Source organism: Lactococcus formosensis, from assembly GCF_018403745.1.
Classification (GTDB): domain Bacteria; phylum Bacillota; class Bacilli; order Lactobacillales; family Streptococcaceae; genus Lactococcus; species Lactococcus formosensis.
The window spans coordinates 134,219-148,140 of record NZ_BOVP01000003.1 but is presented as its reverse complement, the minus strand read 5'-3'; the positions used below and the strand labels follow the sequence as shown (position 1 = coordinate 148,140).

Sequence of the window (13,922 nt, the reverse complement as noted above, 5' to 3'; positions counted from 1 at the left end):
TTATCTCTCGCTTACTTTGACCTTGACTGTAGCAGTTACATCACGGTGCAATTTGATTGGAACATCTTTAATTCCAAGCGCTTGAATCTTATTAATCAATTGAATCTTACGTTTGTCTACTTTGACATCCAATTGGCTTTGAAGTGCTTTCGCGATATCAGCTTTATCCACAGCGCCAAAGGTGTGACCTGTCGTTCCAACCTTCATCTTGATTTCAACCATAACATCATCTTGTTCAAGACGTTCTTTCAATGCTTTAGCCGCTGCAAGCTCCTCAGCTTCTTCTTTTTCTTTAGCTTTTGTTTTCCCTTGAAGTTCTGCCACAGCAGCACTTGTTGCAACTTTTGCTAAATTTTTCTTAAGGAGAAAGTTATTTGCATATCCTGTAGGTACTTCTTTGATTTCGCCTTTTTTTCCTTGTCCTTTTACATCTGCTAAAAATACTACTTTCATTGTTCGTTCTCTCTTTCCTTAATTAATGCGATGAGGTCTTTTTTGACTTCATCGATATTTCGTTCGTATATTTGTGTTGCGGCGGCATTAAAGTGACCACCACCACCCATGGCTTCCATAATCGTTTGGACATTATAATCTTTGAATGACCGTGCCGAGATGGAGATATAGCCATTTTGATGATTTGTAATAGAGAATGCTGCTTGAACATCTGCCATATCTAGCAGAGTGTCTGCAGCTTTAGCTGTCGCAACATTGTCATATTTTTGGTTGGGTTTACCTAGGGCAACCACGACTCCTGGCGCAACATATTCTGAGTTGAGAATAATTTCATTAATCTTTTTATATTTTTCAAACTCAGTAGCTAAAATTCCTTTAATCAGGTTATTGTCAGCTCCTTGTGAGCGGAGATAAGCAGCCACCTCAAAAGTACGGGAAGTTGTTGCTTTGGTGAAATGTTTCGTATCCAGCTCAATCCCAGCTAGCGCAATACTAGCATCTGTCACCGTCATTTTCGAGTTATATTCATGGAATTGTAAAAGTTCGACCGCTAATTCACTGGCTGAACTTGCACTTGATTCAATATAAGACAGCAAAGCATGCTCAGGGAAATCATCATCTCGACGATGATGGTCAATAACAACCAGTTTACTAAATGACTTATAAAAATCAAGACTGAGTGTCTGAGTGGTCTTTGAGTGGTCAACCATAATCAGTAGGGAGTTTTCCGTCTTCATATCAAAGGCTGTTTCAAGCTTAATGATATGTGCGAAACCTTCTTCAGTTTCGTTTACTAGATTAATAGCTCGGCTCACCTCTGGCATCAGTTGCTCAGGGTCATAAACCACATAGGCTTCTTTTCCCGACATGTTGACAAAATTTTTCATCGTAATTGCCGCACCTAAGGCATCCATATCTGGGAAGCGGTGTCCTACGATAAAGACATCTTCACTTTCACTGATGATTGTCTGTAATGCCGTCGAGATAGCACGCGCACGTGTTCTTGATTTTTGCGTACGACTTTCAGAATTACCACCAAAATAGATTGTTTTTGCTTGCGGTGTGTTCTCCCGAAGGACTGCTTGGTCACCCCCACGAACTAAAGCTAACTCAAGATTGTTGAGGGAGGTTTTACCAATACTTGGAAAATCATTCCAACCATAAGATACCCCCACGGATAAGGTGAGTGGAATCTTGCTTTCAGCTGAATTTTTCCGGAAATCCTTCAATAAAGAAAACTTATCCTCAATCATTCGGTTCAAAATACCGTAATCACAAAAGAAATAGTAACGACTGCTTGAGACACGGCGTAAATATACACCGTATTTACTTGCAAAGCTCTCTAAGTTGCTAGCAATCAAACTATTAACCTTGGTACGCTCACTATCAGCAATCAAATCTGTAACATCATCATAGTTATCGACCGAGATACTTCCAATAACAGCACGACTTTCCTGTAGGCTCTCGCGACTGTTCGCCTCAGAAGTCGCATCTGCTAAATAAAGAAGGTTTTTTTCATCATCTAAGGTGATAAAATATTTTTTCTTCTCAATTGTAAAAAATTGATTTCTTTCCTCATGATACTTTTGAATAATTTCCTTGACTTCCTCTTTGTCAAGAACACGGTCATCGCCATGATAAATCAAATCAATAAAGGGGTTAAACCATTCCGGCTCGTAGGTTTCTTTATTATAACGAATAACACCAATAGGCATATTGTCTAAAGTTGCGTTGAGTGAGTTCTCTGCTTCATCATTTATTTTTCTGATAAACTCGACTCTTCTTAAACGATAATTTCGAGCTTGAAGTAAGATACCGACCGTAATAAGAATGTTCATCAAAAAAAGATAGAACACAGCCATCATCAGTGAACCCGAAAAGATAAGTAAGAAACTTTCCAGAGCTTGCACGATAACCATGACTAATACAATTGTTATTGGTGAAAATCTCTGTACACTTTTCATTTCCTTCTCCTTTTATGCTTTTGTTTACACATTGGCAATTTTTTTAAGCGCATTAAGCTATTATTTTACGGAAAGACCTTCTAGTCTTTCTTTAACAGCTGTGAGATTTGGTAACCATACATCTGCTGCGGATTGGTTCATTCCAAAACGCATATCTTCAATAGCCCAGACTGTAGCTCCAGCTGCCTTACCTGCCGCAATTCCTTTTTCGGAGTCTTCAATGATTAAGGTTTCTTCAGGTTTTACATTGAGCGCCTTCATGCTTAGTTGATAAATCTCTGGGTTAGGCTTTGTTGCCTTCAAGTCATTGCCCGAAAGAATCGACTTAAAGTAGGGACGTAAACCATGTACCTTTAGCATTTCATCAATATCTTGCATAGCAGAGCTTGAAGCTAAACCGATTTTAAAGTTGTCTTTTTCTAAGGCTTCCAAAACGTCTCTAACATCTGGAAAAAGCAAGTCTTTATAAGGAAGTGGGTTATTGTCTTTTAACTCTAAATATGCTGCATGTAGCTTAGCTGCTTCATCTTGGTCATAATCTACACCTAAGATTTGCGGCCAGATTTCTCGCATATTTCCTCCGATAAAATCAGAGTATTTCATGTGTTGAATCGAAATATTATGATTGCTAAAGAATTCTTCACGTCTTTGAGCATAGAATTGTTCTGTGTCAACGAGAACACCATCCATGTCAAAAATTACCGCTTTAAACTTGTTCATTTTCACCTAAAACTCCCTAATCGTCTGCTTATATCTGCTTTATTATAACATATTTTTGAGCGGAGTTTGTGACCAGAGGTAAAAAGCATAAAAATCGCTTCACAGCGATTTCATTTTTATTTTTTCTTGTTGTTTTCTTCACGCACACGCGCTTTTCGCAAGGCAATTCTCTTTTGTCTTTCAAGCTCGCGCTCTATTTTTCCTTCTGGAGCATATTTTTCTTCCCAATCGTCAGGTTTCAAAATTTTATGCGTTTCTGGATCAAAGTGCGGCTGACCATCTGGGAAGATTTTCCCCATATTTGCTGCATGGACAAAGTTGAAAATATCATAAGGGTCAACTCCAGCAAGCACCAAACTTCCATAAGTAAAGTAAAGCAAGTCAATCAATGCATCGACTTCGCCAATCAGCGGCGCTTCATCTTTTGCCTTGCGTTTAACCTTCTGGACTGCCTTATCCACATCTGCATGTAGATTCGCCGTTAGTTCGTCAAACTTATCACTATCCCCATTTGCTGAAGCATAGAGAAATTCCACTATTTCTTCAACTTTGAATCCTGCACGATACCCCGCTTCCATCGGCGGGAAAGCACGTGGAATCTCCTGACTCCGCCCGTCCATCATTTTATGGAATTCTTTTACTTTATTAAAGTTTTGATCACGTGAAATAAAATTATTGCTTGTTGAAAAATCAATTAGTCCATAATGTGCAAGTGCCTTAGCAATTCCATCATGATTATTACTTGTCGTGACATGTGTTGCTTTTTCTTTAACGAGATCAGAGGCATTGCCCATCGCAATACCATATTCGACATGCGTTAACATTTCTAAGTCGTTTTCCGAATCACCAAAGGCCATAACTTGATGCTCATCGAAGCCATAACGCTCACCAATCATCTTGATACCACGAAGTTTACCAGAATCACATGGAATCATATCCACAGAGTAAGGATTGCTGCGTGTAATCATCAAATTAGGAAATTCTTTTTCAAGCATTGCCGTTTCTGATTGAGTTGCGACCATCATGACTTGATAAATGGGTTCACGCAAGATATTTAGAAAATTAGACTGTGGAACCACACGACGTACGACATGCTTGAAACTGTTTCGCGCAATGTCTGAAGTGCCTGATGGTAAAATACCTGAAATAATCCCAGCCATCCGTGTTTCACCAAATTTCAAAAGTTTAGAGCCGTTAACACCATGAGCTGCTCCTAAAGAGATATCTCGATGATTATCTTTGGCAAAACGAACGATTTTGCGTAAGGTCCTCTTATCAATCTCTTCTGCATGTAAAACAGCTTTCGGTGTAAAAATGTATTGTCCATTATAAGTTACCGCAAAATCTAGATGAAGTTCCTCCATCAAAGGCAAAGCAAAAGCAGGGCCTCGTCCTGTAGCGATCCCGACTAATATATCTTTACGTTTTAATTCATCGATAGCAACGCGCGTACTCGGAGCCACTGATCTTGTCCCCGTAAAAAGAGTGCCGTCTAAATCGAAAAATACTGCTTTTATATCCATTTCCATGCCTTATACTCATAAATTCTTCATGTGTTTATTGCTTATCGGCTAAATTCAACCCGTCGTTAAGCTTTCTTATCCTATTAATTATACAGGTTTTTTTCCAAAATTCCACGAATAATGGCTGTTCCCAAAATTTAAAATGCTACTCTTTTTAATTATTTTCTAAATGGTTGAGGACTTAGCTTTGTCGCTGTTTATTCCCTCCTATAATATGCTATAATAAATTTACCTTATTGACGTTTGAAAGGAAATTGACTAATGAAAAAGATTTTAGTGTTGCATACTGGGGGGACCATTTCTATGGCGGAAGATGCCAGTGGTCGCGTGGCGCCAAACGCGGTTAACCCCATGAATTCGGTAGATATGCACCTTGATTCGATTCACATGGTCGCTGAAGATATTTTTAACCTTCCTAGTCCTCACATCACCCCAAAAGAAATGCTCTTGATTAAAAAACGTATCAACAGAGCCTTCGACCAAGAAGAATTTGACGGAGTTGTCATCACACACGGCACGGATACACTTGAAGAAACAGCCTTCTTTTTGGATTCAACAATTCCACGTGGTATGCCTATTGTACTGACAGGAGCAATGCGCTCAAGCAACGAATTAGGAACAGATGGTATCTATAATTTCCTCAGTGCACTCCGTGTTGCTGCTGACGATGCTTCTCACGATCGCGGTGTTCTTGTAGTGATGAATGATGAAATTCATTCCGCACGTTATGTTACCAAAACACACACGACCAATGTTTCGACTTTCCAAACACCTACGCATGGACCCGTTGGCTTAGCCACAAAGCACAAGCTTTTCTATTTCCACACAGATGGCGAAAATCAACATCTTGATATTTCTTCTGTTAAAGGAAAAGTTCCGATTGTTAAAGCTTATGCCGGGATGACCGGCGAAGTCTTTGACCTGTTTGATTTAAGTAGTCTAGATGGTCTTGTTATTGAAGCACTCGGTGCGGGTAACCTCCCTCCTACAGCTGCACAAAAATTAATGAACATCATTAAGCTTGGTATACCTGTTGTTCTCGTTTCCCGTTGTTTCAATGGTATAGCGGAACCAGTCTACGCCTATGAAGGTGGTGGCTCTAAGCTGGCAGAGTCTGGTGTGATGTTCGCACCTGAAGTAAATTCTCAAAAAGCACGCATTAAACTCTTGATTGGCTTGAATGGTGGCTTAGAAGGTGATGCACTTAAGAAGTTTGTCGAAAATTAGTATCATGAGAGTGTAAAACACTCTCTTTTTTGTGCAAATATCATTTATATGGAAACCCTTGCAAGATTATTTCTTATAGCTTATAATTGCTTGGGAGGAAATTTAAATTTATGAAAAAATTTAGCAAAGTATTACTTACTCTTTCTTTACCTTTTGTAATGGCCGTATCTCTTACGGGCTGCACGGATGCAGAGGGAAGTAAAACAACGCCAGACACTAAACAGTCTCAAATCGTAAAGAAATCTGAAGAAGCTGAAAAGGCTGCTGCTGAAAAAGCCGCCGCTGAAAAAGCCGCCGCTGAAAAAGCCGCCGCTGAAAAAGCCGCCGCTGAAAAAGCCGCTGCTGAAAAAGCTGCCGCTGAAAAAGCCGCTGCTGAAAAAGCCGCCGCTGAACAGGCCGCCGCTGAACAGGCCGCCGCTGAACAGGCTGCGTCCATGAATAGAATTGAAGATTCTGGGCAGATTTATACAAAAGACCAAGGTGCAATTATTGGAAATTCAAAATCTAAAATTTACCATCTTCCAGGACAAGCTGGATATCACATGAACTCAAGTAACGCAGTATACTTTGACAGTGAAGAACAGGCAATAGCTGCTGGCTATCGTAAATCAAAACGTTAAACACTTAAAAATCCTGACGGTATAAGTACCGTCAGGATTTTTAACATTATCTTTAATACAAGTTATTCAAAAAGCTTCTATCCCAAATTATCTTGCAACTCCTGCCAAATTTGCTCATTTTCTTCCAAAGAATATGAGTTGGCGCCGGAAGCTAAAGCATGTCCACCTCCATCGTGCTTTTTAGCAATTTCGTTGATGGGTACGGTTTTTGAACGCATCCGTACACGATAGTGTCCGTCTGCTTGTTCCACAAAAATCGCCCATGACTTTACATCGCGGATGCTGCCTGGTGTGCCTACGATGCTTGATGTTTCGGCATCGCGTAAGTTGAATTTTTCCAAAACCTCTTTACTTAATATTACACGCCCTGCACCATTTTCGGAAATTTCAAGATTTTCGTAAACATATCCTTGCAAACGCGCGACTTTCATATCAAATGAGGTCATTTCTCGCCCTAAAGCTGGACGGTCAAAGTCAAATTCTGCAAGCTTACTTGCAAGATAGAGTGTTTTCGCTGAGGTTGCTGGATAAAGGAAACGCCCCGTATCTCCAACAATTCCACCATAAAGCAAACGTGCTGCTTCTTTATTTAAAGCTAAGTCATGGTTCAATGCGAAATCCGTAATAATCTCCGAAGCCGAACTGCGGTCTGGCTCAACAAGACGTAAATCTCCGTAGGCATCATCATTTGGATGATGGTCTATTTTAATCACATAATCTGCCTGCATCCATCTTTCATCATCAATCCGTGGTGTATTTGCTGTATCACAGATGATACTGAGGTATTTTGTTCCCGACTCCAGCTCCACTTGGTCCATCTCAGCCAAATAAGTAAGTGTTGGCTCATCATACCCAACAGCATAGATTTTCTTTTCTGGGAAATTTGCTCTTAAGATAGCACGTAAACCGCACTGAGAACCTAACGCATCTGGATCCGGATTTTTATGGCGATGAATGAGAATCGTGTCGTATTCTTTGATTTTTGTAAGTATTTCTTTCATTATTTTTTTCCTTATGTAATTTGTAGATTCACAACTGCTTTAGCGATGATGTTATTGACATAATAAATTTCAATATCTACAACCGCGCCTAAACGGGTCTCGTTGATGACTTTGGGATAAATTTCCAAGAGATTATCAATCGCGACCGTGCCCATCACGTTGAGATTCATTGACTCTAGGATAACATTTCTGCGCCGTCTTTTGTCAAGTGTTCTTTGAACGACGATTGCGACAATCTCACTCAGAGCAGCACTTGAAATATTTCCGACATTATTGACCATGAGCGGTTCAACCATGACGGTGTAAGCAGAACCTTTTTCACTAATCTTACTGGACATGTCTTCACTAAAGGTATGTGTCACTTGGCTTTCTTCTTGGCTTCTTTGAAGACTTTCTAGCACTTCAGACTTGGTCACCACACCAGCATAGGTGTAATCCTTATTCACGATCGGCATGATGTCATAACCTTCATGAATCATCTTTTGTGAAATACTCGCGACCGTCATTTTTTGCTTGGCAACAGCGGGATAGTTCATCAGCTTGTTAATCTGCGTGTCTAGACTTTTATGAGCGATATCACGCATACTGACCACGCCAACAACTACACGATGAGGATTAACTACCACAAAACGGCTTAAATTGGTCCGTTTCATCAACTCCATAAAGTCTTTTACCGTATCTTCTTCACGTAATGCAGGGCGATGATCGTGGGAAATTTCAGCTACTGTGATGATATCTTTTTTTATTAATTCATTTGCTAAAGCATGACTGATACGATTTGCAACTGTAAAGGTGTCGTAAGTCGCGCGCATAAGCGGAATGCCCATCTCATTTGCATAATCAATAACATCTTGATCAACATCGAAACCACCTGTAACAAGCACAGCACTTTGACCATGCAGAGCCATACTCTGAATGTCTTTACGGTCACCGACAATCATCAAACTGTTTTTCATCAAAAACTTTTTCACACTTTCCGGCTGCATGGCACCGATGGAAAAACGACTAAATTCAACCTCAAGACCAGCATGTCCCCCCAAGATTTCAGCATTGGCAATTTCAGCAATTTTTCCGAAAGTCAACTTATGGTTACGTTTTTGTCCTTTTACCGATACTCGAACAGTACCTGAGCGGTCATTAACAGCAACCAATCCACGATTTTCTGCTTCTTTAATAGCACGATAAGCTGTGCCATCTGCTACTTTTAAACGATTAGCGATACTACGGACACTGACTTGCTTTCCAATGTCAAGTTTTTCTATATAAGTGAGAATTTCTTCGTGTTTAGACATGAGATACTCCTAAGACTTGATTTCCTTTTTTAATAGCAAACTCCTCGAATTCAGAGATGCGTCCTTTATTGTATTGTGTGCTACCTTTAAAACGGCCAATTCGCTTATAGCCTACTTTTTGAGCCACCCGTATCGAGCTGAGATTTTCCCGATCACAATTAAGCACAAGTTGCTTCAGTCCAAGCTCTTTAAGACAAACTTGGGTTACAGAAGCGAGCGCTTCAGTCATCAGACCTTGATTCCAATATTTTTTGTGAAGCACATAGGACAACTCTGCTGTACCCTTTTGCTCAACCAGCTTTGAAAACTGAATCAAACCAATCATTTTTTGCTCTGATTTTAGTTCGATTGCCCATTTACCTAAGGGCTCTTTCATGAAACGATTGGCTATGACAAAGCTGGTATGTGTAAGATTTGGATGGGAATTAAAAACAAATTGAAGATTGCTTGCATCAGAGCTATATTCAAACATATCGGCTGCATCAGACATGACAAAAGGACGAAGCCATAGCCTGTTGGTTTCAATCTTTTGGTGTTCCGCAAGTTTTACATTGATATTCATTCTCACTGTTCCAGATTCTTATTTTTAATAAGCCTATTATATCACGTTACTTCTGCTATCTGTGATATAATTTCATTACTATGAACTATAGACGGATAAATCTCAAATTAGAGCACCCGCTTGCCTTTTGGTCTGCTTTCCCTGACCCTAGTGAGCGTTTTTTTTGGTACGATAGCCAAAAGCAAACGTTGATTATTGCCAGTCAACGCTTGCAAGCTGTGCAAGAACAAGATATCGCAAACTATCCTTACGTTTTTTACAGCCAGAGTTTTTTTGATGAAGTAAATGATGAGCTTTGGCAAGATTTCGGAAACGAGATTGTCGCTTTTAAGCATTACTTTGTACAGACACCTACAGAGTCTTATGTTTTGTCCTGTGATTCTCTCCCAGAAATTACGGACGAAAAGGGAAGTAAACTGTCCAACAGCTATACAGAAGAAGCTTCGGATTATCAAGAATGGCAAAGTCTTTACCAAAAGTTACAGGAAAATATTGCGCATGGCAAAACAATCAAAATCGTAGCTTCTCGTCAAATTAAATTTACGAGTGAGCAGACTTTTAAGATTGAGACAATTCTTGAGCGGTTGATAGAAAATAACCCTTCAGCTTTTATTTTTGCTTATCATAAAGCTGGTAAAACATTTCTTGGTGCTTCACCTGAAATTTTGGTCCAGAAAGAAGGTAATCATATTCTGAGCTATGCTTTAGCTGGAACCTTTCCCCGTTCCCTCGCTCATGGCGACACTCGCTTACTTCAAGACCCGAAAAATCTTCATGAACACCAAATTGTTGTCCAAAAGATTAAGGACAAGATGTTAGAGAAGTCACCCCATGTTCAGATAGGGGAAACGGGGATAGTGGCTTTGAAGAATGTCTTTCATCTTCGAACACTCTTATCGACGGTTGATACATCCAATTCCTTAATTGATTGGGCCAAGCACCTTCATCCTACACCAGCACTGGGCGGACAACCTAGTAAAGCTGCGCTTGACTTCCTCCGTGCCAATGAAAAACATGAACGCGGACTTTACGCGGCACCTTTAGGTCTAATCGATGCTCAAGGAGATGGAACACTCATCGTCGCCATTCGTTCAGCACTATTTGATGGGAAAACTTGCTACGCCTATGCCGGTTGCGGCATTGTTGCCGCTTCAGACTGTCAAGCTGAATTTGATGAAACAAAGATAAAATTAAAAACAATACTCGAGGCACTTTAAAAATGAACAATGAATATTTAGCACCACTTGTTGATGAATTTTTCAATCTAGGCGTACGTGAAGCTGTATTTAGCCCGGGTTCACGTTCAACAGCTCTTGCCATGCTTTTTGAAGAGTATGGCAAATATGACACTTATGTCAATATTGATGAGCGCTCGGCTGCTTTTTTTGCCCTTGGTATAGCCAAAGCTCAACAACGTCCGGTAGTTCTTATCTGTACTTCTGGTTCTGCTGCTGCTCACTATCTACCCGCCATTACTGAAGCGAAACACAGTCGTGTACCTCTGATTATTTTGAGCGCGGATCGGCCCAATGATTTGCAATTTGTGGGCGCTGCGCAAACCGTAAATCAGGCGGATTACTTTGGCAAATTCGTTAACCATTATGAAGAGTTAAGTCATCCCAATATTAATAATTTCTGGACTTATCCACGTAAGGTCGCACAACGTGCCTATATGGCATCTACCAATGTTCCCGCTGCTGCCGTACAAATCAATGTGCCTATCGGTGAGCCTTTGATTCCAGAACTCAACCCGGAACATTACCAAAAAGGTCGCAAGCCTTTCTCTCTCAGTCAAGGGAAAATTCAGCCGCAGATGCTTCCTGAATTAAGCGGCAATGCGGTTATTCTCGCAGGACCTGATAGTAACTCGGATTATCAAAAAGCACTTTTAGACCTGTCAGAAAAGATACACGCACCTATCTTGGCGGATCCTTTGTCTAATTTACGTAATTTTAGCCATCCCAATATCATTGATGCTTATGATGCTTTTCTTACACAACCAGAGATCCTCAGCACACTTAAAGTGGACTGTTTCCTTCAGTTTGGTCAAATTCCTGTATCGAAACGCGTTTTACAATTAATTGCTCACAATCCTGAGGCAGAATATATCCAAGTTGATTCGGCGCTTGATTATCGCAATCCAAGTCAGACAACGACACAGGTTATTCAGGCTGATGCAGCACTTTTTTGTGAAGCAGTTCAACCTTCAACTTCTGGTAAAAGGGCACTCAAGCAGTGGCAAGACTATCAGCACTCCATGCGCCAAAAACTCGATACAGTTAAAGAGGAAACTGCACCTTTTGAAGGACGTTATGTTCAAAGCCTGCAAGACCTTCTTCCAGAACAAGCACAGCTTCTGATTTCTAACTCGATGGCCATACGCGATGTTGATTATTTTTGGCGCAGTCGTCAAGCCACTGTTCGTCTTTTAGGAAACCGCGGTACCAACGGTATTGATGGACAAGAGTCAACCGCCTTAGGTATATCTACGGGCGGACAACCTACGGTCCTCTTAACCGGTGATCTCTCTATGCTTCACGATATCAATGGCTTAATCGTTGGTAAAACACATCAGCTCAACTTGACTATCGTCCTTTTCAACAATGACGGTGGCGGAATCTTCCACCATTTGGCGCAAAAGGGGCAACCGCATTTTGACTACCTGTTCTCAACACCACACGGTTTAGATTTTGGAGGCTTAGCGCAATTGGTGGGGCTGGATTATCATCTCGTGGAAGATTATCAAGACTTTGAAAGCCAATTCAGTCAAAGTTTTGCGCAACCGGGGATTCATCTTTTGGAAATAAAAACGGACAAGGATGTGAGCTTAGACTTGCACAAAAAATATACGACTTATGCTATTTGAAGATAAATATATCCAGATTGACTCACTTAACTTTCATGTCCGAATCCATGGTCAAGGTAAGCCCCTTTTAGCCTTACATGGTTTTAGCCAGTCTGCTTCGACTTGGGATGCTTTAGATATACCAGGCTACCAAATCTTTGCTTTAGACCTTGTGGGACATGGAAAGTCCAGCAAGCCGGAACAACTTGATGCTTACCGTTTGGTAAACATTTGTGAACAGCTCCGACAAATCATTCAAAACCTTTTTCAAGAAAAAAGCTACAGCTTACTGGGCTATTCCATGGGTGGACGGATTGCACTGCAATTTGCACTGAACTTTCCTGAACAGCCCATTGAACAACTTATCATTGAATCAGCTGCCCCTGGCATAGCTGACAGTAATCAACGTGAAAAACGTCTCCAAGCTGATCTTCACTTGGCTGAACAAATCGAGGAAAACGGCGCTGTATGGTTTGCAAATTATTGGGGCGCGCTCCCCATCTTCCAAAGTCAACAAAATCTTTCTCAGGAAGAGCAATATAAAATCTGGTCCAGTCGCGCCCTAAATGCACCTCATGCCCTGGCCCAAACTTTACGTGCTACCAGCCAAGGAAAGCTTCCAGACATTTCAGATAAGCTCCCAGATTTAAACTTACCCCTAAACTATATCACTGGAGCTCTGGATCAAAAATATAAACGAATCGCTGAACAAATCGGTACTTATCCAAAAGCGCAAAGTCTGATTGTGGAGGGCGCAGGGCATAATGTACATCTGGAACTACCTCAACATTTTAATTTAATCTTAAAGACACATTTGCATGACTCAGCCATGCTATAATGAATAAATAAACAAAAAAAGGAGACAAATTATGTCAAAATATAACTGGCTTGCTTTAGACCGCAAGTACGAAGATGTCATCTACGAAACTTATAACGGTATTGCAAAAATTACGATCAATCGTCCTGAAGTACGTAATGCGTTTCGTCCTAAAACAGTGGTGGAACTTATCGATGCCTTTACTGTGGCACGTGACGACACTTCTGTTGGTGTCATTGTTTTGACAGGTGCTAACCACGGTCAAGGTGAAGATAAGGAAGCTTTCTGTTCTGGCGGCGACCAAAAAGTCCGTGGCGACGGTGGCTATGTTGGTGAAGATCAAATCCCTCGTCTTAACGTCTTAGACTTGCAACACTTAATCCGTATCACACCAAAACCTGTTATTGCTATGGTCAACGGTTTTGCTATCGGTGGTGGCCACGTTCTCCATATCGTTTGTGATTTAACAATTGCTTCTGAAAATGCTAAGTTTGGTCAAACAGGCCCACGTGTCGGTTCTTTTGATGCTGGTTATGGTGCTGGACTCTTGGCTGCTATGGTTGGTCAAAAGAAAGCACGTGAAATCTGGTTCCTCTGCCGTCAATACACTGCACAAGAAGCAATGGATATGGGCATGGTAAACACTGTTGTACCTTTTGATCAACTTGAAGACGAAACAGTTAAATGGGCCGAAGAAATGCTTGCCTTGTCACCAATGGCACTTCGTATGCTTAAAGGCTCAATGAATGCTGCAACTGATGGACTTGCTGGCTTGCAACAATTTGCTGGTGATGCAACGCTCATGTACTACCTCAGCGATGAAGCCAAAGAAGGGCGCGATGCTTTCAAAGAAAAACGCAAACCTGACTTTGATCAATTCCCTAAATTCCCATAAGCT

General features: G+C 40.9%; 13 protein-coding genes. 6 read left to right on the top strand and 7 right to left on the bottom strand.

The genetic code is table 11. From position 1 onward, the window contains the following. From rplI to KJS37_RS04155, 4 genes are all read right to left on the bottom strand, one after another. Entirely contained in the window at positions 1-453 is a 453-nt protein-coding gene (rplI, locus tag KJS37_RS04170) for a 50S ribosomal protein L9 (RefSeq protein WP_014024508.1), read from the bottom strand. Next, the gene (locus tag KJS37_RS04165) at positions 450-2,417 is read right to left on the bottom strand and encodes a DHH family phosphoesterase (RefSeq protein WP_213496026.1); all 1,968 of its coding nucleotides are present in this window, start codon (positions 2,415-2,417) and stop codon (positions 450-452) included. Before KJS37_RS04165 ends, rplI begins: the two co-directional genes overlap by 4 nt. A gap of 60 nt (positions 2,418-2,477) precedes the next feature. After that, a complete protein-coding gene (locus tag KJS37_RS04160; protein WP_017369270.1) occupies positions 2,478-3,137 on the bottom strand; it encodes an HAD family hydrolase in 660 nt (219 codons plus the stop codon). 116 nt (positions 3,138-3,253) lie between these two features. Then, the gene (locus KJS37_RS04155; RefSeq protein ID WP_026063797.1) at positions 3,254-4,660 is read right to left on the bottom strand and encodes a Cof-type HAD-IIB family hydrolase; all 1,407 of its coding nucleotides are present in this window, start codon (positions 4,658-4,660) and stop codon (positions 3,254-3,256) included. A 261-nt stretch (positions 4,661-4,921) separates the two neighbouring features. Between KJS37_RS04155 and KJS37_RS04150 the strand changes: the two genes are divergently transcribed. Both KJS37_RS04150 and KJS37_RS04145 read left to right on the top strand, forming a co-directional pair. Continuing rightward, positions 4,922-5,887, top strand: coding sequence for an asparaginase (locus KJS37_RS04150; protein WP_014024504.1), 966 nt, complete (start codon positions 4,922-4,924; stop codon positions 5,885-5,887). A 110-nt stretch (positions 5,888-5,997) separates the two neighbouring features. Further along, positions 5,998-6,507 carry a sunset domain-containing protein gene (locus tag KJS37_RS04145; protein ID WP_244851332.1) on the top strand — a complete coding sequence of 170 codons (510 nt, stop codon included), beginning with the start codon at positions 5,998-6,000 and terminating at the stop codon, positions 6,505-6,507. A 77-nt stretch (positions 6,508-6,584) separates the two neighbouring features. Here the strand turns inward: KJS37_RS04145 and KJS37_RS04140 are convergent, their stop codons facing one another. The 3 genes from KJS37_RS04140 to KJS37_RS04130 are packed head-to-tail and all read right to left on the bottom strand — an operon-like array spanning position 6,585 to position 9,362. Beyond that, the gene (locus KJS37_RS04140) at positions 6,585-7,508 is read right to left on the bottom strand and encodes a DHH family phosphoesterase (RefSeq protein WP_213496022.1); all 924 of its coding nucleotides are present in this window, start codon (positions 7,506-7,508) and stop codon (positions 6,585-6,587) included. 11 nt (positions 7,509-7,519) lie between these two features. After that, the gene (locus KJS37_RS04135) at positions 7,520-8,800 is read right to left on the bottom strand and encodes a DRTGG domain-containing protein (RefSeq protein WP_213496021.1); all 1,281 of its coding nucleotides are present in this window, start codon (positions 8,798-8,800) and stop codon (positions 7,520-7,522) included. Continuing rightward, the gene (locus KJS37_RS04130) at positions 8,793-9,362 is read right to left on the bottom strand and encodes a GNAT family N-acetyltransferase (RefSeq protein WP_213496020.1); all 570 of its coding nucleotides are present in this window, start codon (positions 9,360-9,362) and stop codon (positions 8,793-8,795) included. The genes KJS37_RS04135 and KJS37_RS04130 overlap by 8 nt, the downstream gene beginning before the upstream one ends. An 80-nt stretch (positions 9,363-9,442) precedes the next feature. On the opposite strand from KJS37_RS04130, the gene KJS37_RS04125 reads away from it, so the two are divergent. The 4 genes from KJS37_RS04125 to menB are packed head-to-tail and all read left to right on the top strand — an operon-like array spanning position 9,443 to position 13,919. Further along, positions 9,443-10,579 carry an isochorismate synthase gene (locus KJS37_RS04125; protein ID WP_213496019.1) on the top strand — a complete coding sequence of 379 codons (1,137 nt, stop codon included), beginning with the start codon at positions 9,443-9,445 and terminating at the stop codon, positions 10,577-10,579. Positions 10,580-10,581: 2 nt separating this feature from the next. Beyond that, entirely contained in the window at positions 10,582-12,228 is a 1,647-nt protein-coding gene (menD, locus tag KJS37_RS04120; RefSeq protein WP_213496018.1) for a 2-succinyl-5-enolpyruvyl-6-hydroxy-3-cyclohexene-1-carboxylic-acid synthase, read from the top strand. After that, positions 12,218-13,045, top strand: a complete 828-nt coding sequence (gene menH / locus KJS37_RS04115; protein WP_213496017.1) for a 2-succinyl-6-hydroxy-2,4-cyclohexadiene-1-carboxylate synthase — start codon at positions 12,218-12,220, stop codon at positions 13,043-13,045. Before menD ends, menH begins: the two co-directional genes overlap by 11 nt. A gap of 31 nt (positions 13,046-13,076) precedes the next feature. Beyond that, on the top strand, positions 13,077-13,919 hold the full coding sequence (menB, locus tag KJS37_RS04110) for a 1,4-dihydroxy-2-naphthoyl-CoA synthase (RefSeq protein WP_003135630.1): 843 nt from the start codon (positions 13,077-13,079) through the stop codon (positions 13,917-13,919). Positions 13,920-13,922: the final 3 nt, after the last annotated feature.

Coding starts and splice junctions, on each gene's coding strand:
- rplI (WP_014024508.1), bottom strand. CDS start 453: ATGAAAGTAGTATTTTTAGCAGATGTAAAAGGACAAGGAAAAAAAGGC.
- KJS37_RS04165 (WP_213496026.1), bottom strand. CDS start 2,417: ATGAAAAGTGTACAGAGATTTTCACCAATAACAATTGTATTAGTCATG.
- KJS37_RS04160 (WP_017369270.1), bottom strand. CDS start 3,137: ATGAACAAGTTTAAAGCGGTAATTTTTGACATGGATGGTGTTCTCGTT.
- KJS37_RS04155 (WP_026063797.1), bottom strand. CDS start 4,660: ATGGATATAAAAGCAGTATTTTTCGATTTAGACGGCACTCTTTTTACG.
- KJS37_RS04150 (WP_014024504.1), top strand. CDS start 4,922: ATGAAAAAGATTTTAGTGTTGCATACTGGGGGGACCATTTCTATGGCG.
- KJS37_RS04145 (WP_244851332.1), top strand. CDS start 5,998: ATGAAAAAATTTAGCAAAGTATTACTTACTCTTTCTTTACCTTTTGTA.
- KJS37_RS04140 (WP_213496022.1), bottom strand. CDS start 7,508: ATGAAAGAAATACTTACAAAAATCAAAGAATACGACACGATTCTCATT.
- KJS37_RS04135 (WP_213496021.1), bottom strand. CDS start 8,800: ATGTCTAAACACGAAGAAATTCTCACTTATATAGAAAAACTTGACATT.
- KJS37_RS04130 (WP_213496020.1), bottom strand. CDS start 9,362: ATGAATATCAATGTAAAACTTGCGGAACACCAAAAGATTGAAACCAAC.
- KJS37_RS04125 (WP_213496019.1), top strand. CDS start 9,443: ATGAACTATAGACGGATAAATCTCAAATTAGAGCACCCGCTTGCCTTT.
- menD (WP_213496018.1), top strand. CDS start 10,582: ATGAACAATGAATATTTAGCACCACTTGTTGATGAATTTTTCAATCTA.
- menH (WP_213496017.1), top strand. CDS start 12,218: ATGCTATTTGAAGATAAATATATCCAGATTGACTCACTTAACTTTCAT.
- menB (WP_003135630.1), top strand. CDS start 13,077: ATGTCAAAATATAACTGGCTTGCTTTAGACCGCAAGTACGAAGATGTC.